Annotated in this window: 21 protein-coding genes and 1 pseudogene; 17 read left to right on the top strand and 5 right to left on the bottom strand. The window is 39.7% G+C overall.

The genetic code is table 11. From position 1 onward, the window contains the following. The first annotated feature begins 2 nt into the window (after nt 1–2). Genes lpdA through AAC388_RS09395 form a run of 3 tightly spaced genes read left to right on the top strand, consistent with a single transcriptional unit; the run spans nt 3 to nt 3,306 of the window. A complete protein-coding gene (lpdA, locus tag AAC388_RS09405) occupies nt 3–1,406 on the top strand; it encodes a dihydrolipoyl dehydrogenase (RefSeq protein ID WP_342370503.1) in 1,404 nt (467 codons plus the stop codon). A 26-nt stretch (nt 1,407–1,432) separates the two neighbouring features. Beyond that, a complete protein-coding gene (locus tag AAC388_RS09400; protein WP_057084856.1) occupies nt 1,433–2,218 on the top strand; it encodes an acetoin reductase in 786 nt (261 codons plus the stop codon). Between the two features lie 29 nt (nt 2,219–2,247). Beyond that, on the top strand, nt 2,248–3,306 hold the full coding sequence (locus AAC388_RS09395; protein WP_057084858.1) for a 2,3-butanediol dehydrogenase: 1,059 nt from the start codon (nt 2,248–2,250) through the stop codon (nt 3,304–3,306). Nucleotides 3,307–3,353: 47 nt separating this feature from the next. On the opposite strand, the gene AAC388_RS09390 is transcribed toward AAC388_RS09395, so the two are convergent. Together AAC388_RS09390 and AAC388_RS09385 are read right to left on the bottom strand one after the other, a co-directional pair. Continuing rightward, nucleotides 3,354–4,265 (bottom strand): bestrophin family protein, encoded by a 912-nt coding sequence (locus AAC388_RS09390; protein ID WP_311079926.1) that lies wholly within the window; start codon nt 4,263–4,265, stop codon nt 3,354–3,356. 69 nt (nt 4,266–4,334) lie between these two features. Continuing rightward, nucleotides 4,335–5,606 (bottom strand): sigma-54 dependent transcriptional regulator, encoded by a 1,272-nt coding sequence (locus tag AAC388_RS09385; protein WP_342370502.1) that lies wholly within the window; start codon nt 5,604–5,606, stop codon nt 4,335–4,337. A gap of 191 nt (nt 5,607–5,797) precedes the next feature. On the opposite strand from AAC388_RS09385, the gene AAC388_RS09380 reads away from it, so the two are divergent. From AAC388_RS09380 to AAC388_RS09365, 4 genes are all read left to right on the top strand, one after another. After that, nucleotides 5,798–6,493, top strand: coding sequence for an MBL fold metallo-hydrolase (locus AAC388_RS09380; RefSeq protein ID WP_262461033.1), 696 nt, complete (start codon nt 5,798–5,800; stop codon nt 6,491–6,493). 9 nt (nt 6,494–6,502) lie between these two features. Beyond that, complete coding sequence (locus tag AAC388_RS09375; protein WP_342370501.1) at nt 6,503–8,158, top strand: TIGR01244 family sulfur transferase; 1,656 nt, start codon at nt 6,503–6,505, stop codon at nt 8,156–8,158. 252 nt (nt 8,159–8,410) lie between these two features. Continuing rightward, complete coding sequence (locus AAC388_RS09370; protein ID WP_290015072.1) at nt 8,411–9,202, top strand: sulfite exporter TauE/SafE family protein; 792 nt, start codon at nt 8,411–8,413, stop codon at nt 9,200–9,202. 109 nt (nt 9,203–9,311) lie between these two features. Then, nucleotides 9,312–10,319, top strand: a complete 1,008-nt coding sequence (locus AAC388_RS09365) for a homoserine dehydrogenase (protein ID WP_342370500.1) — start codon at nt 9,312–9,314, stop codon at nt 10,317–10,319. Between the two features lie 31 nt (nt 10,320–10,350). Here the strand turns inward: AAC388_RS09365 and AAC388_RS09360 are convergent, their stop codons facing one another. Continuing rightward, nucleotides 10,351–11,268: a DMT family transporter gene (locus AAC388_RS09360; RefSeq protein ID WP_078225341.1), complete on the bottom strand. Its 918-nt coding sequence runs from the start codon at nt 11,266–11,268 to the stop codon at nt 10,351–10,353. 167 nt (nt 11,269–11,435) lie between these two features. Here AAC388_RS09360 and AAC388_RS09355 point away from each other — a divergent pair, with 167 nt between their 5' ends. Beyond that, on the top strand, nt 11,436–12,290 hold the full coding sequence (locus tag AAC388_RS09355) for an AraC family transcriptional regulator (protein ID WP_032035018.1): 855 nt from the start codon (nt 11,436–11,438) through the stop codon (nt 12,288–12,290). Here the strand turns inward: AAC388_RS09355 and AAC388_RS09350 are convergent. Next, nucleotides 12,287–12,682 carry a helix-turn-helix domain-containing protein gene (locus AAC388_RS09350; RefSeq protein WP_005069321.1) on the bottom strand — a complete coding sequence of 132 codons (396 nt, stop codon included), beginning with the start codon at nt 12,680–12,682 and terminating at the stop codon, nt 12,287–12,289. The two genes, AAC388_RS09355 and AAC388_RS09350, sit on opposite strands and share 4 nt — an antisense overlap. A 95-nt stretch (nt 12,683–12,777) precedes the next feature. Here AAC388_RS09350 and AAC388_RS09345 point away from each other — a divergent pair, with 95 nt between their 5' ends. Further along, complete coding sequence (locus AAC388_RS09345; RefSeq protein ID WP_342370499.1) at nt 12,778–13,386, top strand: NAD(P)H-dependent oxidoreductase; 609 nt, start codon at nt 12,778–12,780, stop codon at nt 13,384–13,386. A gap of 83 nt (nt 13,387–13,469) precedes the next feature. Here the strand turns inward: AAC388_RS09345 and chrA are convergent, their stop codons facing one another. Then, on the bottom strand, nt 13,470–14,822 hold the full coding sequence (gene chrA / locus AAC388_RS09340; protein ID WP_276124254.1) for a chromate efflux transporter: 1,353 nt from the start codon (nt 14,820–14,822) through the stop codon (nt 13,470–13,472). 241 nt (nt 14,823–15,063) lie between these two features. On the opposite strand from chrA, the gene AAC388_RS09335 reads away from it, so the two are divergent. The 8 genes and pseudogenes from AAC388_RS09335 (at nt 15,064) to AAC388_RS09300 (ending at nt 22,274) form a co-directional block, all read left to right on the top strand. Then, a complete protein-coding gene (locus tag AAC388_RS09335; RefSeq protein WP_000080816.1) occupies nt 15,064–15,807 on the top strand; it encodes a GntR family transcriptional regulator in 744 nt (247 codons plus the stop codon). Nucleotides 15,808–15,835: 28 nt separating this feature from the next. Next, a complete protein-coding gene (locus AAC388_RS09330; protein ID WP_262461020.1) occupies nt 15,836–17,569 on the top strand; it encodes a fumarate reductase/succinate dehydrogenase flavoprotein subunit in 1,734 nt (577 codons plus the stop codon). A gap of 20 nt (nt 17,570–17,589) precedes the next feature. Next, complete coding sequence (locus tag AAC388_RS09325; protein ID WP_002049790.1) at nt 17,590–17,835, top strand: ferredoxin family protein; 246 nt, start codon at nt 17,590–17,592, stop codon at nt 17,833–17,835. Nucleotides 17,836–17,854: 19 nt separating this feature from the next. Continuing rightward, nucleotides 17,855–19,284: pseudogene (locus tag AAC388_RS09320) on the top strand (ABC transporter substrate-binding protein). A 34-nt stretch (nt 19,285–19,318) separates the two neighbouring features. Next, complete coding sequence (locus AAC388_RS09315; protein ID WP_014206685.1) at nt 19,319–20,173, top strand: ABC transporter permease; 855 nt, start codon at nt 19,319–19,321, stop codon at nt 20,171–20,173. A gap of 1 nt (nt 20,174) precedes the next feature. Then, nucleotides 20,175–21,014 (top strand): ABC transporter ATP-binding protein, encoded by an 840-nt coding sequence (locus tag AAC388_RS09310; protein WP_119685666.1) that lies wholly within the window; start codon nt 20,175–20,177, stop codon nt 21,012–21,014. Further along, entirely contained in the window at nt 21,011–22,009 is a 999-nt protein-coding gene (locus tag AAC388_RS09305; RefSeq protein ID WP_119685667.1) for a HEAT repeat domain-containing protein, read from the top strand. Before AAC388_RS09310 ends, AAC388_RS09305 begins: the two co-directional genes overlap by 4 nt. After that, on the top strand, nt 21,993–22,274 hold the full coding sequence (locus AAC388_RS09300) for a gamma-butyrobetaine hydroxylase-like domain-containing protein (protein WP_119685668.1): 282 nt from the start codon (nt 21,993–21,995) through the stop codon (nt 22,272–22,274). The genes AAC388_RS09305 and AAC388_RS09300 overlap by 17 nt, the downstream gene beginning before the upstream one ends. Nucleotides 22,275–22,284: the final 10 nt, after the last annotated feature.

Below are 22,284 nucleotides of genomic sequence, written 5' to 3'. Positions count from 1 at the left end.
GCATGTCAGAAGCTCAATTTGATTTAATTGTGATTGGCGCGGGACCGGGTGGGTATGTGGCTGCAATTCGTGCAGCCCAGCTCGGATTAAAAACCGCAATTGTAGAAGAGCAACATTTAGGCGGAATTTGCCTAAATTGGGGCTGTATTCCAACCAAAGCTTTGCTTGCAGGGGCAGAGCTTGCAACTCAGTTTAAACATGCTGGACAGTTTGGTTTTCAGGTATCTCAACTCGATTTTGATATACAAAAGCTTGTGCAACATAGCCGACAAGTGTCAGCTCAGTTAGTACAAGGCATCGATTATTTACTTAAAAAGAATCAGGTGACGGTTTTTAATGGCCGTGCTCAACTTACGGCTAAAGAAAAACTTGAAGTGACAGATGCTCAAGGTAACAGTCAGGCTTTAAGTGCGCCACATATCATCTTAGCAACTGGAGCTAAAGCTCGACATGTTCCTCAACTTCCTGTCGATGGAACATATGTCTGGAGCTATAAAGAAGCGCTTGTGACAGAGGATTTACCAAAAAGTTTACTGGTTGTAGGTTCAGGTGCAATTGGTAGTGAGTTTGCTAGTCTTTATCAAGACTTGGGGTGTCAAGTCACCCTTATTGATTTAGCCAAGCAGATTTTACCAACTGAAGATGCCGAAGTTGCTCAATTTGTTAGAAAGCAATTTGAACAAAAAGGAATGAAAGTCTTAACCGATGCTGTCGTTCAAAGTATTCAAATTGAAAATGGTCAAGTTCACTGTGTGATTGAAACGGCAAATGACGTTCAAACGATTGTTTTTGACCGAGTGCTTTCAGCAATTGGTGTGCAGCCGAATACCACGGGGCTAGGATTAGAACGTTTAGGTGTAGAACTCAATCCACAAGGTTTTGTGACAATTGATGACTATTGTAAAACCAACGTAGCAGGGTTTTATGCGATTGGTGATGTGGCTGGTGCACCGTGTCTTGCCCATAAAGCAAGCCATGAAGCCATGATATGTGTCGAGAAAATCGCTGGTGTAGCAAACGTACATTCACTGGATCGTAGCCAGATACCGGGTTGTATTTTTACACATCCACAAGTGGCGAGTATTGGTTTAACGGAAAATGCAGCAAAAGCTAAGAATCTACCTATACGTATTGGTAAGTTTTCTTTAACTGCAAACGGCAAAGCTTTGGCAATTGGAGATGCGTCAGGTTTCGTTAAAACGGTGGTACATGCAGAAACGGGTGAATTACTTGGTGCACATATGGTCGGTCATGAAGTGACCGAACATATCCAAGGATTTGCGATTGCCAAATATCTAGAAGCAACTGATGAAAGCTTAGCTCAAGTGATTTTTCCACATCCAACCTTATCAGAAGCCATGCATGAATCTATTTTGGCTTCAATGCAACGAGCGATTCATATGTAGAAATTCTACATTTACAGGAGTTGAACATGGTTAATGGATTAAAAAATAAAGTCGTTTTAGTGACTGGGGCAGCTCAAGGCATAGGCCGTGGGATTGCCCTGCGCTTGGCGCAAGAAGGGGCACATATTGCATTAGTGGATATGAAACAAGATCGACTGAATGATGTGCAGCAGGAAATTCAAGCTTTAGGTGTAAATGCGAGCACATTTATTGCTAATGTAAGTGACCGCGAGCAAGTGTATGCCGCTATAAATCATGCTGAGCAGACACTTGGTGGGTTTGATGTCATGATTAATAACGCTGGAATTGCACAAGTACAAGCGATTGCGGATATCACACCTGATGAATTCCAAAAAATTGTTGATATTAATATTGGCGGCGTGCTGTGGGGAATACAGGCTGCTGCTGCAAAATTTAAGCAACGCCAACATAAAGGTAAAATCATTAATGCTTGCTCAATTGCAGGCCACGATGGGTTTGCTTTACTCGGTATTTACTCGGCAACCAAATTTGCGGTACGAGCACTTACCCAAGCTGCGGCAAAAGAATATGCCAGTCACGGTATTACGGTAAATGGATATTGCCCCGGAATTGTCGGAACTGATATGTGGGTTGAAATCGATAAACGTTTTGCTGAAATTACCGGTGCCGCAATTGGTGAAACTTATAAAAAGTATGTGGAAGGTATTGCTTTAGGTAGAGCCCAAACACCAGACGATGTAGCCGCATTAGTTGCTTTTCTGGCAAGTGAAGATTCGGACTATATTACGGGTCAATCCATTTTAACGGACGGTGGAATAGTCTATCGCTAAAACAACATCCTGATTTGAGGGAGATAATAATGAAAGCAGCGCGTTTTTATGACAGAGGAGATATTCGTATTGAAGATATCCCTGAACCAGAAGTCACTCCCGGCACTGTAGGCATTAAGGTAGCTTGGTGTGGAATCTGTGGCACAGATTTGCATGAGTTTATGGAAGGGCCAATATTTATTCCACCGTGCGGACATCCGCATCCTATTTCAGGCGAATCTGCGCCGATTACGATGGGACATGAATTTTCAGGGGTGGTCTATGCCGTAGGTGAAGGTGTTAATGATATTGAAATTGGTCAACATGTGGTGGTAGAGCCTTATATTGTGGCCGATGATGTACCGACTGGACCGGGCGATAATTATCATCTTTCCAAAAATATGAACTTTATTGGTTTAGGCGGTCGTGGCGGTGGCCTATCGGAAAAAATTGCGGTTAAACGCCGTTGGGTACATCCAATTTCCAATAAAATTCCGCTAGATCAGGCAGCCTTAATTGAACCGTTATCGGTGGGTCATCATGCTTTCGTACGTAGTGGTGCAAAGGCTGATGATATTGCACTGGTTGGCGGTGCGGGGCCAATTGGGTTATTGCTTTCGGCAATTTTAAAAGCGAAAGGTCTTAAGGTCATCATTACCGAACTAAGTGCCAAACGTAAAGAAAAAGCCAAAGAGTCGGGTGTTGCAGATTATATTTTAGACCCGTCAGAAGTTGATGTTGTTTCTGAGGTCATGAAAATTACCAATGGCGATGGTGTTGATGTTGCATTTGAATGTAGCAGCGTTAACAAGGTATTAGATACTTTGGTTGCGGCAGTGAAACCAACAGGTGTTATTGTTATTGTTTCGATTTGGAGCCATCCAGCATCAATTAATGTGCATAGTGTAGTAATGAAAGAGCTTGATGTAAGAGGCACAATTGCCTATGTAAATGACCATCAAGAAACTATTAAATTGGTTGAAGAAGGTAAAATAAATCTGGAACCTTTTATTACGCAGCGCATTCAACTTGATGATTTGATTTCACAAGGTTTTGAAACCTTAATTCATAACAATGAGTCAGCCGTTAAGATTATTGTACATCCATAAACAGACACTTAAACCTATAAAAAAGAGCGATGATTCGCTCTTTTTTATTAAAGTAAATTGTTGTTTTTGGCTTCAATAATGGGTGGTAATGGCTGTCCTAAAGAGCTTAGAGACTCTCGCTCAATCAAACGCACAATTGAATCGAGCGGTAAATCATTTTCTTGCAAACCAAAAGGTTCTTCAATTTGAGCACTTAGAGCATCTAAACCTAAAAATATATAAGCGATTAAACCCACAATCAGCGGTGTCCAAATACCTAAAGCTGCTTCAAGGCTAAACGGTAAGATGAAACAAAAACAGTAAACGGCGCGGTGTAAAAGTACTGAATATGAATAGGGCAAAGGCGTGCCAGCAATTCGGTCGCAACCCGCTTGAATATTACCTAGCTCAACAATATGTCGATTTAGCGTGCTATAGATAATGTCACTAATTTCGCCGTCTTTTAGAGCTTTGACTAAATCTTTTTGAATATTTTCGAGTACAAATTGAGGTGCATTAATATGCTCATTTAAATAATTAAGTGAAGAGTTATTTAAATAGGCATGCTCAAGAAATTTTGTGGGTTCGACTGTTTGTTGACGCAATCGATCACGCAACAAATTACTAAAAATTAAGACCTGATGAATTAAATGTTCACGTTGTTCATTAGATAAAACATGGCTATCTCTAACAATATGTCTGGCATTGGCAATTAAAGCCCCCCAAAGTTTCCGGCCTTCCCACCAACGGTCATAACACGCGTTATTTCTAAAACCAGTACAAATCGAAAGAATCACACCAAATATTGTAAATCCAATCGCGGGTACGGTAGGAATTTGAATCCAATGATAATAAGAGAGCCAGACCACACATGCTGAAATAAAGACAACAAAACTCAGTGCTGGCAAGACCTTAGGTAAAATTGTTCCTTTCCAAGCAAATAATAATTTAAATACATTGCTTTTATCACGGACAATCATATAAAGCCTTTGAACTAACGAACCTAACCAAGTGCAATATGATACGCCTTAGACGAGCCAAATACCTAACTAAAGCTTATGCTTTTGTCTATATCGCCAAAGCGTGGTGCGGCTAATTCCAAAAATATTCGCGACCATATTCAAGTTATGGTTATATTTTTCTAAAGCAGCTTGCACATTTTCTGGACTAAGCTCTGTATTTGTCTCGGGTAATTTAACGTAATCCTCTGCATTTAATAGTTCATTTGGTAAGTCTTCGACTTCAATTTCATCTTTACCATTCGCCATAGTTAACGCATAAAGCAGGGTGTTTTTTAACTCACGAACATTTCCTGGCCAGTCATAGTTTAATAAAACTTGCATGGCTTTTTGATTAACATGGCGAGGCATCGTGTCGAGTTGAGTGGAGCTCTCTTTTAAAATCTGATCGACAATAAGAGGAATATCGACTTTTCTCTCTCTGAGTGGTGGTATAAAAATTGGAATTACGCGTAGACGGTAGAGTAGATCATGGCGGAAACGCCCAGCCTTAGCCTCTTCGCGTAAAGCTTTATGTGTTGCGGTAATAATTCGGACATTGGCCTGAATCGGTTTTTCACCACCCACAGGGGTAAATTCACCTGTTTCTAACACCCGTAATAATTTAGCCTGAAGCTCTAAAGGAATCTCGGCAATTTCATCTAGAAACAGCGTTCCGCCTGCGGCACGTTCAAACACGCCTTTATGGTCGCGAATTGCTCCTGTAAAAGCACCTTTCACATGCCCAAAGAGTTCACTTTCTAAAATATTGGCATTAAGAGCGGCACAGTTAATTGCCACAAAGATCTTGTTTTTACGTTGGCTATAATCATGAATTGCTTGTGCTACAAGTTCTTTGCCGCTACCAGATTCGCCGCGGACGAGTACTGGAAACTCAGTAATTGCCACTCTTTGAATAATTGAAAACATACGCGCCATTTCTGGTGAACAACTATTAAAAACTTTAGCCAAGTCTTGCAATTGTTCTGTTAGCTCTCCTTGATCAGCAATATCATTCTCTATGCTAACGGGCTGTAGAATATGCAATTTCCCGATAATGCGATGCTCTGCGATGTAAATATCATTTTCTTGATAGATAAATCGCTTTCTCATTTTAGAAGTATTGATTTCGAGATATTGATTGTGATGGTCTTGAGTAAGCGCTGCCATGCTCTCAACAGAAATGTCATCTGTATTAAATTTATAGTGAATTGCTTGAGTCGTTGTTTCTGCTAAAAATAGACTCGCATTTGGGAATAAAGCTTTTAATTGCTCAAATAAAGTAAAAAAATCTTGTTCTGACTGAAAATTTAACTTTGCCATTTCATGTGTTTCACAATCGTTTCATTGAAACATACTTGAGTTTCAAAGGAACATCAAGTTTAGTTTGTTTTCTAAATTTAATTCAAATTATTGTTTTAAATATTTGATTTTTATATTTATTATTTATTTTTAAATAATTGGCATCTTATTTGCAAAATATAGGAAAGAAATAAATTATTGGGGTATAAATCATGTTCTTTAAGCAGTTTTTTGAAAAAGAAAGTTCGACTTATACATATATGCTTGGGTGTGAAGAAACACAAGAGGCTGTTTTAATTGACCCAGTCGCATCAGATATAGAGATTTATACAAAAGAATTAGAGCAGCATCAATTTACGCTCATCTATACCTTAGATACCCATGTTCATGCAGACCATATTACCGCTGCGAATTTGCTTCGGGAACGTCTCGATTGCAAATCGGTTTTACACCGTAATTCAGATGTAAGTTGCGGAGATATTTTAATTACAGATGGTTGCATGCTTAAAGTTGGCAACCTCAGTATTGAAGCACGTTATACACCAGGTCATACCAATGCTTGTACGAGTTATTTAGTTGAAAACATGATTTTCACTGGTGATGCATTATTAATTGACGGCTGCGGTCGAACCGATTTCCAGCAAGGTAGTGCGGGCACACTTTATGACAGTATCCATAAACAACTTTTTAGCCTACCTGACGACACTATTGTGTATCCGGGACACGATTATAAAGGTCGCCTGTCTTCAACAATTGGTAATGAACGTTTAAATAACTCACGTTTAGGTCAGAATCGCTCACGAGAAGATTTTATTGAATTAATGAATAACTTAAATCTGCCATATCCAAAACAAATCGATAAAGCACTTCCTGCCAATCAGGCTTGCGGCTCAATTTCACAATTATAAGGTGGCAATATGGAACTTAAACGAGTTAATCAAGATTTTTATGTTGCTGACCAGATTACTGCCAACGATATTTCAAAAATTGCAGATCAGGGATTAAGAACTCTGATATGTAACCGTCCAGATGGAGAAGGTGCAGACCAAGCCAATGTAATTGAAATTGAAGAAGCAGCTCAGCGACATGGCCTAAACGTAATCTATCAGCCTGTTATCAGTGGTAAAATTACCGATCAACAAGTTACCGAGTTTAAGCAGCTTTATCAGAATGCTCAGAAGCCCGTTTTAGCATATTGTCGCTCTGGTATGCGTGCAATCAGTTTATGGGCTTTGGCTGAAGTTGCTCCAAAAGATGCAGCACTGTTAGTAGAAGCAGGTAACAAACTTGGTTTTAACTTAAAAGGCTTAGTGCCACGTATTTTAAAACGTGATCATGAACCAGCCACAATTCCTTGTTATAGCGTTGTGATTGTGGGCGCTGGAGCAGCAGGAGTTTCTGTTGCATCAAGCTTACTGTCTCGGGAACCTAATTTAGATATTGTCATTATTGATCCGGCAGATACCCATTATTATCAACCGGGCTGGACCATGGTTGGTGGCGGTATTTTTAAACCACAAGTAACCGCACGGTCAATGGCAAGTGTGATCCCTTCAAAAGTGAAATGGATGAAAGCTGCTGTTGCCGGATTCGACCCTGAGCATAATCAAGTTATTTTGGAAGGATGCCAACCCATTCAATATAAAGCTTTGGTCGTCTGTCCTGGTTTAAAACTGAATTGGCATGGAATTGAAGGTTTAGTCGAAACCTTAGGGAAAAATGGGGTGACGTCTAACTATCGTTATGATTTAGCGCCGTATACATGGGAATTGGTGCAACAGCTAAATGGTGGAAAAGCAATCTTTACCCAACCGCCTATGCCGATTAAATGTGCCGGTGCTCCTCAAAAAGCGATGTACCTTTCAGCCGATTACTGGTTAAGACAAGGCAAACTCAAAGATATCTCTATCCATTTTTATAACACTGGCGCTGTTTTATTTGGTGTGAAGGAATATGTACCTGCACTAATGCAATATGTCGAAAAATATGGCTCTGAACTGCATTTTAACCATCAACTTGTCAAAGTAGATGGGCCTGCAAAAAAAGCATGGTTTAAGGTAGTGAACAATGAAAATGCAGCATTGGTCGAGACTGATTTCGATATGTTGCATGTTGTTCCACCGCAACAAGCCCCAGACTTTATTCGTGCCAGCACACTCACTGATGAAGCAGGCTGGGTGAGCGTGAATCCTCAAACCCTACAACATACACAGCATGCCAATATTTTTGCTTTAGGTGATGTGATGAATGCGCCTAATGCCAAGACTGCTGCGGCGGCACGGGCACAAGCCCCGATTGTTGCTGTGAATGTTCTAGCACAACTGAACGGTGAGCAAAACTTCTGCGAGTACAACGGCTATGGTTCATGTCCACTCACTGTCGAGCGTGGAAAAATCGTTCTGGCTGAGTTTGGTTACGGCGGTAAGCTTCTTCCAAGTTTTCCAAAATGGGTGATTGATGGGCAAAAACCATCTCGTTTGGCTTGGTTACTTAAAGAACAGATTTTACCGCCGATTTACTGGCAAGGCATGCTCAAAGGCCGCGAGTGGATGGTCAAACCTGAGCGAGGATAAACAAAGCAACGCTTTGTACGAGCGCAAGGCGAGAGCTATGCTCGAGTGGAAGAGGATAAACAAAGCAACGCTTTACCCTGAGAAGCGGTTAAAGCTTCGCAAGAAGACGAGAACTATGTTCGAGTTAAGAGGATAAACAAAGCAACGCTTTATCCTGAGAAGCGGTTAAAGCTTCGCAAGAAGACGAGATCTACTCACTGATTAACCAGCAGTCTACTGCAAATAATGTATATGCAATTTTAGGCTTTTGATATGTTATTACTTGTCGTTGAAGGCATCGTGATTGGCTTTTTACTTGGTCTTACTGGTGCTGGTGGGGGTATTCTTGCTGTACCCGCGCTCATGACCAGTCAAGGCTGGAGTGTGGCGCAAGCTGCACCGATTGGGTTGTTGGCGGTTGCGCTATCTACTCTCATAGGAACCATTGAAGGCTTATTTAAAAAGATTGTGCGTTATCGCGCTGCAATCTGGATTGCCCTAATTGGTGCTCCTATGGCACATATCGGCATTTTAATAGCTAACACGATTTCACCTATTTGGCTCATGTTAATGTTTAGCTTGGTCATGTTTACAGTGGGTTATCGACTTATTAGTAACCGAGTATCAGACTTTCATAACCCGCCGTGTCAGGTTAACCCAAGTACGGGACGCTTTATCTGGAATTTTAAAACGGGAAGCGTTCTTGCCAGCATCGGAATTATTGCTGGGCTTTTAACAGGCATGCTAGGGGTTGGTGGCGGCTTTGTAATTGTGCCAGCGCTTAGAAAAGTCACAAATTTGGATATGCATAGTATTGTTGCAACGTCACTTATGATTATTTTTCTCATTAGTGGAATTAGTATTGTGATGCATATTGCAGAGGGTTTTCACTATCCAGTAGGCATTACTAGTGCGTTTGCGCTCGCATGTGCAGTTGGTATGTTATTAGGGCGCAGAGCTATTCGTTTTATTCCCTCTGCAATTGTGCAAAAAGTCTTTGCTTTAATGGTTTTTGCTGTCGCAATTTATATGGTCATTAAGATAGTTAATCTAACAAATATCTAAGTAATATAGTATTTTAACTATCTCTGTAGTTAGCAATTTTCCAAAGACGAGATGTTAAAATTCTCTTTGGAAATTTGATTTAAACCATATAAATTTTTGAGAAAGCGAAATGAAGCGAGTTAATGTGGCAATTTGTGGTTTTGGACGGATTGGGCAACAAATTGCAGAGCTTCTTTTAAATCGATCGGCATACTATCAACAAAAATATCAAATTGATGCCCGTTTAGTGGGTGTCTGTAAATCATCATCAGGTTTAATTGATCAAGAAGGTTTACAAGCTGCAAAGTGGCTAGATAAAACACAATATCAAGCAGGTCTAACTGAGCAAAAATTTTTAGAACAGGTTCAGGCGGATGTCATTATTGAGGCAGGGCCAAGTGACTATGTGACAGGTGGAAAAGGCCTATTTTATTTAAATTATGCTTTAACACATAGCATGAATGCGATAGCAGTATCTAAAGGTGCTTTAGTTATAGAAGGTAAAAAATTAATTAACTTGGCGCATCAACATAATAAAAAACTATTTTTTAGCGGTGCGACGGCTGCAGCCTTACCAACTGTTGATTTGTTTGAATATAACTTGGCTGGCTGTCAAATTTTAGAAATAGAAGGTGTGTTTACAGGTACCACGAATTTTATTTTAAATGATATGTTGCAACATGAATGCGCATTTACAGAATCTCTTGAAAAAGCTCAAGCAAAAGGTATTGCTGAACCTGACAGTTCTTTCGATGTAGATGGATGGGATACTGCTGCCAAAATTACGATACTAGCCAATACTGTTTTGGGAGCTGATGTAAAAATTCAGGATATTCCAAGACAAGGAATCAGTCACGTTACGGCTGAACATATTCGTGGTTGGAAAAAAGAAAATGTAATTCCTCGTCTGGTCGGTTTTATTCATATTAAGAATCAGCAAATTCAAACCGGTGTTGAATTACGTTTAGTTTCAGCAAATCATCCTTTTGCTCATCTGCAAGGTTCCAATAAATGCATTCGGGCGTTAACCCAAGAAATGGGGGAATTTGTTGTCAGTGGAGGGGCTTCTGCACCTTTAGCTACGGCAGCTGTAGCTTTAAAAGATTTTGAGTTGATGCTAAAAACGGGCTACTGCTGAAATTAATTATGATTTATAAAAAAGCAGGCTATTAAGCCTGCTTCTCACAACTTTTTTGACTATTAAATAACTTTTTTCCAATTTCAAATTTACTAAACATTAAGTAGTTACCAAGTAAGATTAATAAAATTCCAAATACCGCATTTAAAGTCCATACATATCCTTCAAAGAAAGTAGAAACTGTTAAAGCAACTAAAGGAAAGAGCAACGTGCTATAGGCTGCTTTGGCTGCACCAATTCGCCCAACAAGAGAAAAGTAAGCAGAGAACCCAATAACCGTACCAAATACAGCCAAGTAAAGTACCGAGCTTAAAAATGGGAAATTCATTGGAGGCATTAAATCTTGGCCAGTAAATAAAGCTAGACTTAACATCACCAATGCCCCATAAGTCATGGCATAACAATTTGTTGAAAAAATATTTAGGCCACGTTTTTGGTGTCTAACACTAATCATGTTCCCTAAAGAAAAACCGTAAGTGCCTATTGCACATAACCCAATACCCATTAATAACTGTGCATTAAACTGACTATTAATCAGGTCATGCCAAAACAGTAGAACAATACCACTTAGACCCAAAAGTGAAGCTGGCGCAAAGTTTGGGGAAGGTTTCTGCTTAAAAAAGATAAGTGCATTAATAGCATTAAAGAAAACAGCCATCGAAAAAATGACAGACTCTAAACCGCTATTTACATATTTAACCGCAGTATAAAAACAAATAAAATTTAGGCCGAAAACACAAAGTCCTTGCAGCATACAAAACAAGTGATCTTTTAAAGCAATTCGTTGTAATTTTCCTGAAAATAGTAAAACCACCCAAAGTAATAAGGCTGAAATAGCAAAACGCCATAAAATTGCGACAACTGGTGTTGCATAATGGCTTTGAACGGCAATTCCAATCCATGTTGTTCCCCAAATCAACACCACCGCAACATAGAGTAAAATATTCATAACTTCATCCTCGATTACCAAGCTTAAGTATCTAGGAATGCTTCATTTTTTCACGTATATATTCTTGTGTTGTACATGCAAGATCTTGCGTTTTTTATATGACTGAACTAGCTGAATTTTGCGGAATATGGTTAACTTAAGCTCAATGATATTCGTTTTAATTTTGCATGGCCTATCAAACTTTAGAACAGCTACAGCAATCTAAAGCCAAGCTTCACGAAACTGTGGTGCTTGATGAGAATATGCAACTTGCATTTTGGTCTAATCAGCAAGATCGTGTAAGTGTCTGTAGCGATCACCACACTTTAAGTCTCTATATTCAAGATGGCTATGAAAGCTATCAAAAAACCCCTGCAGGCTGGAAAAATGGTGGCGGGCCGGGTCGTTTTTGCTTATTGCCTGAACATCAGGAGTCGACTTGGGATATACGTGGTGGGCTTAAATTTGTTCACTTATATTATACCGACCAACATTTGCGTGATGTTGCCGAAAAAATATGGGACAAAGAACCTAATCAAATTGAACTAAACGAAGTTGTTTTTAACGATGACGAAAAGATTCGAGCGCTTTATCAGTTTTTCTTGCTAGATTGTGATTGGAAAGATTCAGCAAACCATTTACAAATGAGTACAACTGCCAGTTTATTGCTGAACCATTTAATTCGAAGATATAGCAATGTTAAGTGGCAGCAACCTATCATTAAAGGTGGGCTCGCTCCTCATAAACTCAAATATATTCAAGACTGGATTGAAGGGCATCTAGATCAAGCACTTACCTTGTCTGATTTGGCAAATGTTGTAAATTTAAGCGAATACCATTTTGCTCACATGTTTAAACAGTCCATGAATATGGCGCCTCACCAATATGTCATGCAAAGACGCTTAACCAAGGCCAAGGGGCTAATTCAGTCATCTCAGCTTTCTTTGCAAGATATTGCCCTAGTATGTGGGTTTAGTTCAGCAAGTCATTTAAGTCATCGCTTTAAACAATTTTATGGCATAAGCCCTTCGCAGTTACGTTAAGTGTCTAATGTAATTGGTTTATCTTGAGCTGCATCAAACGCAGCTCTTGCCGCATCAATATCCGCAATGTGCTGCTGAGCCCATTGGCCTAAAGCAATTACAGGTTCTGTAAGTGAATGACCGAGTGGAGTTAATTCATATTCAACATGAGGTGGAACTACAGGATAAACCGTACGTTTAACTAAACCATCTCTTTCTAAACCACGCAAACATAATGTAAGCATACGCTGCGATATTCCATTGATACTTCTTTTAATTTCAGAAAAGCGATGAGAACGTGATGCAAGTGTCATTACAATGAGTATACTCCATTTCTCGCCAACTCTAGCCAATACTTGACTGACTCTTTGGCAATCTGAACTTTGGATATCGTGAGGTATGGTTACAGTCATATTACTTGGTTCCCTAAATGTGCCTTCTTGTGCATCAGAATAATAGTAGTAACATAATTAGTTCAAGTAACAATTTTATACTGTAGGTATAAACGATGAAACTACTTCAAATTGACACAAGTATTTTAGGTGAGCAGTCTGTTAGCCGCCAACTCACCTCATCTGTTACTGGAAAGCTCAGCGCAGCTTATCCTGATGCAGAAATTATTCATCACGATTTTGCTTTAGAACCAATTCCTCATTTGTCTGATGCTGAGTTTTTGGCATGGCAAGGTGTTGAACCTAATAATAAAATAGCGCAGCAACATGTTGCACGAAACACCCAATATTTGGACGAGTTCTTATCGTCAGATATCGTTGTAATCGGCGCGCCAATGTATAACTTTAGCTTTCCATCACAGTTAAAAGCGTGGCTTGACCGACTATCTGTTGCTGGAAAAACATTCCGTTATACGGAAAACGGCCCTCAAGGTTTAGTAGAAGGTAAACGTGTCATTATTGCTTCTTCGCGTGGTGGTGTGTACTCAGAAGGTTCACCAGCCGAAGCTTTAGACTATCAAGAAACTTATATCAAAGCGTTTTTCAATTTTATTGGTGTGACTGATATTACTTTTGTGCGCGCGGAAGGGATCGCTTTCGGCCCAGAAGCACGTCAAGCTGCCTTAGATAATGCAGCAGCACAAATCGCACAATTAGCGGGTTAAAAATATAAACAGCCGAACAGAAAAGAAACTGTTCGGCCTTATTGATAAGATTTTCTGAATTTAAAAAATATTTAAATCAATAGTTAACTAAAAAAAGTGACAGCTAGTCCAACCAGCGCTGATGCAAAAATCACATATAACACGTTCACGTTAAAGCGGAATAAAGCAATAAATGCACCAACAGTAATGAAGGCTGCAACAATGTCAAAATGCCCTGAAAAGCCTTGTGGCCATAACACGTGATAACTAAAAAATAGTGCGAGATTTAAAATTACACCGACCACAGCCGCGGTAATTGCAGTGAGTGGCGCAGTAAATTTAATTTCATTATGTGTAGATTCAATAATAGGCGCACCCGCAAAAATAAATACAAATGAAAAGAGAAAGGTAAACCAAGTCACAATGACTGCACCAAGTGCTCCAGCAAAAAATAGATGCTCAGAGCCAAGTAATGAATGATTGACGCCTCCTAAAAAGCCAACAAAAGCCACTACCATAATCAGTGGACCCGGTGTAGTTTCACCTAAAGCTAAACCATCAATCATTTGTGTAGGTGAAAGCCATCCAAAATGATTTACAGCTCCTTGATAGACATAAGGTAAAACTGCATAGGCCCCACCAAAAGTGAGTAATGCAGCTTTAGTAAAAAACCACGCCATTTGAGTATAAGAATGATGCCATCCAAAATATGCGCCTAAAGCTAAAATTGGCAATAGCCATAAAGCGATTGCTACAAAAATAAGTTTAGCTAAACGCAACCAATGGAATTTAGCGTGCTCTGGTGTTGGGGTCTCATCATCAATAAATGCCGGACCATAATCGTTTTGACTGGCTTTATGTCCAGCCGCGGAGGAAAATAGTTCTGGGTACTTTTTACTCGCTAAATAGCCAGCAATACCAGCTGATAAAACGATAAGCGGGAAAGGAAGCTTTAAGACAAAGATGGCAAAGAACGCCGCAATCGCGACGATCCATAAAAACTTATTTTTAAGCGAACGGCTACCTATACGGTACGTTGCATGGAAAACAATTGCGGTAACGGCAGGCTTGATTCCATAGAAAATACCTGCAATAACGGGAACATCTCCAAATTTTATGTAAACCCAAGACAGTCCAATTAAAATAAATAAGGAGGGTAATACAAATAGAATACCTGCAACTAATCCTCCAGCAGTTCTATGCATGAGCCAACCAATGTAGGTTGCTAATTGCTGTGCTTCAGGACCAGGTAATAACATGCAGTAGTTCAGGGCATGCAAAAATCTTTTTTCAGATATCCAGCGCTTTTGCTCAACGAGTTCCTGATGCATCACAGCAATTTGTCCAGCTGGTCCCCCAAAGCTAATAAAGCCGAGCTTGAGCCAAAATAAAAAGGCTTGCCAGAAGGTGACTTGTACCACTGAATCATCAGGGGTATTTTGTTGTTTTTGTTGCATATTATCCCCTAAAAAATAATATTAATTTTTACGTTTATGGCATAACGGAGTATGTTTTATAGCATAACAAACACAAATGTATTTTTTATGATAAAAATTCAACTTTTATAGATAACTATTTATTAATTTATTGATATTAAATGAAATTATTTTTTTAACTAAAGTTATCGCTTTAAATTATTTCCAAAGCTGAAACATTTTAAACATTATTTGCTCAAGTTGTTATAACAGGTTGTGAGCCGTGAGCCAGCTACCCCAAGATCCCAAAAATCATAAGCCTCTTTACGATCAGTTAAGGGAACTCATCCTTAACAAAATTGTAAATGGTGAATATGCCGTATTGAGTCAAATTCCATCTGAAAACGAATTTGCTGAACAGTTTGGTGTAAGCCGAATCACAGTTCGCCAAGCACTCAACCAATTACAGTTGGAAGGTTATATTTTTAAGGTGCCAGGTAAAGGGACCTTTGTAAGTAAGCCAAAAACATTCCAGAACATTTCAAGTTTGCAAGGTTTTGCAGAAGCAATGTCATCTGCTGGTCACGAAATTTTAAACCGTGTCATCTCGGCCGAGCTTAAGCAGATCCCAATGCACGTTGTACCCAAATTAAAGTTACCTGTTAAAGCTAATGTGTATGAAATTCAACGTGTCCGTTTACTCAACCGTCAGCCAGTGTCTTATGAGTTGACTTATTTGCCAGAACATATTGGTTTGAAGCTTAAAGAAAAAGCGATTGATTTACGTACAACCGATATTTTCAAGGCATTAGAACAAGAGTGTGACATCCCTTTGGGACATGCGGATTTAAGCATTGATGCCACGGTGGCGGATGAAGAATTGGCGGCTTTACTGCAAGTCGAAATCGGAACTCCTGTATTACGGGTTGAACGTTTAACTCATGACGCAAATGGCCAGCCGATTGACTATGAATATCTCTATTTCTCAGGCGATACCTTCCAGTACCGTTTACGTATTCATCGTTAATAGCTCAGATAAAAATAAGGATTTTACAATGGAAACTAAATATCTTGAGTTCGATATTGTGGTGATTGGTGGTGGAACTGCTGGACCAATGGCTGCGATTAAAGCAAAACAAGAAAACCCCAATTTAAAAGTCTTGCTCATTGAAAAAGCGAATGTAAAACGCAGTGGAGCGATTTCAATGGGAATGGACGGGCTGAATAATGCTGTCATTCCGGGCTACGCAACACCTGAGCAATACACCAAAGAAATTACCATTGCTAATGATGGGGTAGTTAACCAAACCACTGTATATGCATATGCAAAGCATAGTTTCACAACCATTCAACAGCTCGATCAATGGGGCATTAAGTTTGAAAAAGATGAGACAGGCGAATTTGCAGTAAAAAAAGTACATCACATGGGGGCATATGTTTTACCAATGCCTGAAGGCCATGACGTTAAAAAAGTTTTATATCGTCAGTTAAAGCGTGCTCAAGTCAAAATTAATAATCGGATTGTCACCACAAAGCTTTTAAAAAATGAGCAAGGTGCAATCAATGGTGTACTCGGTTTTGACTGTCGTAGTGGTGACTTTTATGTCATTAAAACGAAAGCTGCCATTTTATGTTGTGGTGCCGCAGGGCGTTTAGGTTTGCCAGCGTCCGGCTATTTAATGGGCACTTATGAAAACCCAACCAATGCAGGTGATGGCTATGCAATGGCATACCATGCAGGTGCTGAACTTGCCAACTTAGAATGCTTCCAGATTAATCCATTGATTAAAGACTATAACGGTCCGGCTTGTGCCTATGTGACCGGACCTTTAGGAGGTTATACGGCCAATAGTAAAGGTGAACGTTTCATTGAATGTGACTACTGGAGTGGTCAAATGATGTGGGAATTTTACCAAGAATTGGAAAGTGGTAATGGTCCTGTTTATTTAAAAGTAGATCATCTGGCCGAAGAAACCATTCAAACCATCGAAGAAATCTTGCATACCAATGAGCGCCCAAGCCGTGGTCGTTTCCATGAGGGCCGAGGAACCAATTACCGTCAAGATATGGTGGAAATGCATATTTCAGAAATTGGTTTCTGTAGTGGACACAGTGCTTCTGGCGTATGGGTCAATGAAAAAGCCGAGACCTCGGTTAAAGGCTTATATAGTGCTGGCGATATGGCGGCTGTACCTCATAACTATATGCTTGGTGCATTTACCTACGGATGGTTTGCGGGTGTAAATGCTGCGCAATACGTAAATGCAATTGAAGATAGCGAATTAAACCAAAGCGAAATAGAAGCAGAAAAAGCTCGAATATTTGCGCCACTGGATTGCTCAGAAGGTTTACCTCCAGAACAAGTGGAATATAAGCTGCGCCGTTTTGTAAATGACTATTTGCAACCGCCTAAAACTCGCCAAAAAATGGAAATTGGGCTCAAACGTTTTGAAGAAATCAAACAGGATATTAAGCGAATTTCTGCAAGAAACCCGCATGAGCTGATGCGTGCCGCTGAAGTTTCTTTTATTCGAGACTGTGCGGAAATGGCAGCCCGAGCTTCACTGTTTAGAGAAGAAAGCCGCTGGGGACTGTACCACTATAGAGCAGATTTCCCTCAAAAAAATAACTCGGATTGGTTCTGTCACACGCATTTGAAAAAAGATGAACAAGGCAACATGGTCAGTTTCAAAAAACAAATCGAGCCTTATGTGGTTCCGATTAATCAAGATGAAGCTGTGTCTTATGACCGTTTACGCATTCAAAAAGACGTTGCTCTAGCAGACTAAATAAATCAGGAATTTAAATCATGGCTTTTATTTTTAAAGAAGTTCAGCACCGTACTGTCGCACCCGTCATTATCGATGAAGATAAATGTATTGCTGATAAAGGATGCACAGTCTGTGTAGATGTTTGTCCAATGGACTTATTGGCGATCGATCCAATAACTCAAAAAGCTTTCATGCAGTTTGATGAATGTTGGTACTGCATGCCTTGTGAAAAGGACTGCCCAACGGACGCAGTCAAAGTAAATATCCCATACCTACTCAAATAATTAATTTGGAATACTCAACATGATACAAAATAAATTGATCAATAAAAAACTATTACTCAGTAGCTTAATTGGTGCCATTGTACTTGGCACTTTGGGGTGCGGCAGTAAAACAGAAACTGTTCGTGTAGCGATTGGCACGCAAGACACGACCATTAACTGTGCAACAGGTGGGTTGTTGATTCGTGAATTGAATTTATTACCAAAATATTTACCCAAAGATGGTAAATACAAGAATGTTAAATATGACATTCAATGGAAAAACTTTACCTCTGGTGCACCACTTACCAGTGAGATGGTGGCAGGGCGTCTAGATTTGGGAGCAATGGCTGACTTTCCTGCTGTTAATAATTTAGCGGCATTTAAAAAAGCTGGAAAAGAAAGTATATTTTTAGCGCCATTGTCAGGCAGTATCAATGGTAGCGGTAATGCGATTGTTGTTCCAATTGACTCAAAAGTAACATCACTCAAAGAACTAAAAGGACAAACCATTTCCGTACCTTTTGCCTCAACTGCTCATGGACTGTTGCTACGAGCGATTCAAGCAGAAGGCTGGCAACTTGATAAAGATATTAAAGTAATTGCTCAGGCGCCTGAAGTGGCGGGACCTGCATTAAAAAGTCATAAGATTGCTGCACATGCCGACTTCGTACCATTTGGAGAGTTATTTGCTTACCAAGGTTTTGCTAAAAAAATCTATGATGGTTCTCAAGCAAAATCACCCACATTTCATGGTTCGCTTGCCAGCAAGGATTATGCACAGCAGCATCCAGAAGTTATAAAGGCTTATTTACAGGCAACTATTGAAGCGAATCGTCTGATTGGGAACAACCAGAAAAATATAGTGAACTTATTGCTGAAAAAACAGGTATTCCTGCCGAAGTTGTTTATCTATTTCATGGCCCTTTAGGTCTGCAAACTCGTGACTTAACGTGGAAACCTGAATATCGAAAAGCGACTCAAATTGCGATAGATACCTTAAAAGTTTTAGGCAAAAACGACGGTAAGCTTGATGTAAATAAATTTATTGATGACCAATATATTAAGGATGCATTTCAAGCATCTGGACTTAATTACAGCCAGCAACTGGCTGACTATGCAAAATCACCTTTGGTTGCCAATGACGCTTTAACGGGCCAACCCATCAAAACATTTGATCGGGTGACTCAAATTTGGGTAAAGGGTGAAGAAAAAGTTCGTAGCTACGAAACGCCTGAGCATGCTTTTTCTGATTTAAAGAAAATACAAGCAGCTGGAAAAACGGTGCGTGTGGTTTATAGCCAAGATCATCAGTCCGACATTAAGTTACTTGCCAATCTGGCATGGTATGCCACAGATAAAGCAGGACAAATTCACGCCTTTTTATTAAAAGATGATGCTGAAAAATGGGCTAAACAACAGGGCGGAAAAGTATATGACTTTAAAGCTATTCAGCTTGTAACACAGAGCTGATGTGTTGTCTTACCTAATGAGCAGGAGGTGACGAATGAGTAGTTTAGTCCAAACAAAACCTAAAAACCAAAGTACATTTTTGATTAAATTTTTCCAACAATTGAGGTTATATCCGACGCATCTAAAAAACTACGCGATTGCTTTTATATCGATAGTTTTCTGGATAGTCATTTGGCAAGGCCTAGCTCAGTTTAAAATAAATTTAGGTATTGTGAACTTTAGCAATGTACCCACACCTTTAGATGTTATTCATGCACTGTGGACTTTCTTTCAACTCAGCACTGCATTTGAACATGTTGAATCTAGTGTTTTTCGCGTAGTAGTTGGTTTTGTGCTTGCGGCTCTAATTGGTGTAGGTATTGGTTTGTTAGCAGGACGTTATCAAAAACTTGCTGCATTTCTAATGCCGCCATTAGAAGTACTACGTCCAATTCCAGCAGTTGCATGGATTCCTTTAGCAATTCTGATTTTTCCATCATCAGAAGCTTCCATGATTTTTATTACCTTTATTGGGGCTTTATTTCCAATTTTATTAAATACGGTACATGGCGTTGGTGCAGTTGACCCAAGGTTCGTTGCGTCAGCGAAAAGTCTGGGTGCTTCTGATCTCGCCATTATTCATGAAGTCATTATTCCGGGCGCATTACCGAACATTATTACGGGTTTATCTATTGGAATGGGCACTTGTTGGTTCTGTTTAGTGACTGCGGAAATGATTTCTGGACAACACGGAATTGGATATTTCACATGGGAGTCTTTCACCTTGCAAAATTATAGCAATATCGTGGTTGGCATGGTGCTGATCGGAGCATTAGGTATGTTTAGCAGTACATTGGTGCGCGTGATTGGAAACCGATTTACTCCATGGTATCAACTGAGGAAGTCTTAAAATGTCAATTACACAAGGCCATGTGCGTATTCAAAATCTATCGCTACATTTAGGACAAGCTAAAAATCGTTTTCAGGCACTAGATCGGGTTAATTTCGAAATACAACCGGGCGATTTTATATGTCTACTTGGCCCATCTGGTTGCGGTAAATCCACATTATTAGGTGCTTTGGCAGGGCACTTATCGATTAGTTCTGGGACTTTAACGGTCGATAATGAATCTATCCTCGAACCGCATCCAGACAGAGGTTTGGTGTTCCAGCAACATACCTTATTTCCATGGAAAAGCGTGCTTGAAAATATTGCTTTTGGTTTAAAAATGAAAGGCATCGCCAAGCAAAAGCGTATTGAACAAGCTCAGAAAATGATTGATCTGGTCGGGCTTAAAGGTTTTGAACATAAATTTCCAGCTGAACTTTCTGGTGGCATGCAGCAACGAGTTGAAATTGCGAGAGTACTGATTAATCAACCTCGTATTTTATTAATGGATGAACCTTTTGGTGCGTTAGATGCTCAAACTCGTCTAAAAATGCAAATGCTATTACTCGAAATTTGGCAAGAAATCCAAACGTCGGTTTTATTTATTACCCACGATATTGATGAGGCACTTTTTTTAGCCGATCGAGTGTTGATTATGAGCCATCGACCTGGACGAATTATTGAAGAAATTCCGCTTAAGTTTGAACGTCCACGAGACGTTGAGCTTGTAACAAGTAGTGAATTTACCGCCATTAAAAAACATTGCATCCAGACCTTAAAAGATGCCACTCAACAAGAAGAGTTTAGCCGTTTAAATCCATTAGGGCTTGGAAAGAAATCACAAATTAAGGAATACGAATGAGTTTTTATTATCAAGCTTTAGATGACCTCGATGAATATAATCAGGAATTTCTTGCGCAGCTCAATCATGCAGATGAAAAGATCCGCTTTGTCGCTTTAATGAATATTGGTGATGAAGAAAATCCGGATTTACTTCCTTGGTTGCATACAGCACTGCAACACGACTCTTCAGCTTTAGTCCGTGAAGAGGCGGCAAAAAAACTAGAAAGTTGGGAAGATCCAACCAGTTTGCAAGTATTGGCACAAGCCTTATTTGATACTGATCTGAATGTAAAACAAGCTGCCAGCCAAAGCTTAAGTGAAGTAAAAAATGCGGCATCAGCCCAGATCCTTGCGCCTTATTTAAAGCATACGGATACTTTTGCTCTTAGTGCAATTTTACGTGCTTTAAAACCTTTACGACCACAGCAATTATTCACAGAGATATCTGCTTTGGTACATCATGAAGATGCTTTAGTGCGCCGTGAGGCAGTCAGTGCATTAAGTTGGTTACAACAAGACCAAGCGATTACGATATTGGCAAAAATTGCAGAAACAGATACAGATGATGAGGTTCGCCGCATTGCAACAGGTGGTTTGGCTTATAGCCAGGACATAAACGCTGATGTTATCCAAGCGCTTCAACATTCTTTAACCTCGGAAAGTTGGCAACTAAGAGTGGAAGCCGCACTTACGATTGGAAAATTACATATCACTCAGCTTGAAACTCTCTTAATTCATGCTTTATCTGACTTATATTGGCAAGTACGTATTGCAGCTGTACGTAGCTTAGGACTACTCAAATCGCGTATTGCAGTTAGTCATCTATTTGATAACTTTAATCATGAAATTAGCAATTTACGTAAAGAGGTCGCTTTAGCACTAGGTGAAATTGGTACAGCAGAAGCTCATCACCTATTAGAACAACACCAACATGACTCTGACCCAGAAGTACGAAAAGCGATTCGTATTGGGTTAAATCAAATTGGGGAGGTGAAATATGCAAACCAGACCTGATATTCGTGTCGATACTATAAATAAGCAGGTTCACTTTATATGGACCGATGGCTCAAGCGTATGTCTGAGTCATCAAAGTTTAAGGGAAATTTGCCCATGCAGCTTTTGTCGAGCGAAGCGGATTAAACAAATTGAAATAGAGCATCAAAATGTTGAAGTGACAGCTATGTTTGATCAAGGTTATGGTGCCCAAATTTGTTTTAGTGATGGGCATGATAAAGGGATTTTTCCGTGGGCTTTTTTAAAAGAATTTGCTATGGGATAAAAGATGCCTT

Origin of the sequence: Acinetobacter sp. D009 (assembly GCF_038562025.1) — a bacterium.
In the GTDB taxonomy this organism is placed as follows: domain Bacteria; phylum Pseudomonadota; class Gammaproteobacteria; order Pseudomonadales; family Moraxellaceae; genus Acinetobacter; species Acinetobacter pittii.
Note: the sequence above shows the minus strand (reverse complement) of the source record. Positions and strands in the feature narration are given on the sequence as shown.

Coding starts and splice junctions, on each gene's coding strand:
- lpdA (WP_342370503.1), top strand. CDS start 3: ATGTCAGAAGCTCAATTTGATTTAATTGTGATTGGCGCGGGACCGGGT.
- AAC388_RS09400 (WP_057084856.1), top strand. CDS start 1,433: ATGGTTAATGGATTAAAAAATAAAGTCGTTTTAGTGACTGGGGCAGCT.
- AAC388_RS09395 (WP_057084858.1), top strand. CDS start 2,248: ATGAAAGCAGCGCGTTTTTATGACAGAGGAGATATTCGTATTGAAGAT.
- AAC388_RS09390 (WP_311079926.1), bottom strand. CDS start 4,265: ATGATTGTCCGTGATAAAAGCAATGTATTTAAATTATTATTTGCTTGG.
- AAC388_RS09385 (WP_342370502.1), bottom strand. CDS start 5,606: ATGGCAAAGTTAAATTTTCAGTCAGAACAAGATTTTTTTACTTTATTT.
- AAC388_RS09380 (WP_262461033.1), top strand. CDS start 5,798: ATGTTCTTTAAGCAGTTTTTTGAAAAAGAAAGTTCGACTTATACATAT.
- AAC388_RS09375 (WP_342370501.1), top strand. CDS start 6,503: ATGGAACTTAAACGAGTTAATCAAGATTTTTATGTTGCTGACCAGATT.
- AAC388_RS09370 (WP_290015072.1), top strand. CDS start 8,411: ATGTTATTACTTGTCGTTGAAGGCATCGTGATTGGCTTTTTACTTGGT.
- AAC388_RS09365 (WP_342370500.1), top strand. CDS start 9,312: ATGAAGCGAGTTAATGTGGCAATTTGTGGTTTTGGACGGATTGGGCAA.
- AAC388_RS09360 (WP_078225341.1), bottom strand. CDS start 11,268: ATGAATATTTTACTCTATGTTGCGGTGGTGTTGATTTGGGGAACAACA.
- AAC388_RS09355 (WP_032035018.1), top strand. CDS start 11,436: ATGGCCTATCAAACTTTAGAACAGCTACAGCAATCTAAAGCCAAGCTT.
- AAC388_RS09350 (WP_005069321.1), bottom strand. CDS start 12,682: ATGACTGTAACCATACCTCACGATATCCAAAGTTCAGATTGCCAAAGA.
- AAC388_RS09345 (WP_342370499.1), top strand. CDS start 12,778: ATGAAACTACTTCAAATTGACACAAGTATTTTAGGTGAGCAGTCTGTT.
- chrA (WP_276124254.1), bottom strand. CDS start 14,822: ATGCAACAAAAACAACAAAATACCCCTGATGATTCAGTGGTACAAGTC.
- AAC388_RS09330 (WP_262461020.1), top strand. CDS start 15,836: ATGGAAACTAAATATCTTGAGTTCGATATTGTGGTGATTGGTGGTGGA.
- AAC388_RS09325 (WP_002049790.1), top strand. CDS start 17,590: ATGGCTTTTATTTTTAAAGAAGTTCAGCACCGTACTGTCGCACCCGTC.
- AAC388_RS09315 (WP_014206685.1), top strand. CDS start 19,319: ATGAGTAGTTTAGTCCAAACAAAACCTAAAAACCAAAGTACATTTTTG.
- AAC388_RS09310 (WP_119685666.1), top strand. CDS start 20,175: ATGTCAATTACACAAGGCCATGTGCGTATTCAAAATCTATCGCTACAT.
- AAC388_RS09305 (WP_119685667.1), top strand. CDS start 21,011: ATGAGTTTTTATTATCAAGCTTTAGATGACCTCGATGAATATAATCAG.
- AAC388_RS09300 (WP_119685668.1), top strand. CDS start 21,993: ATGCAAACCAGACCTGATATTCGTGTCGATACTATAAATAAGCAGGTT.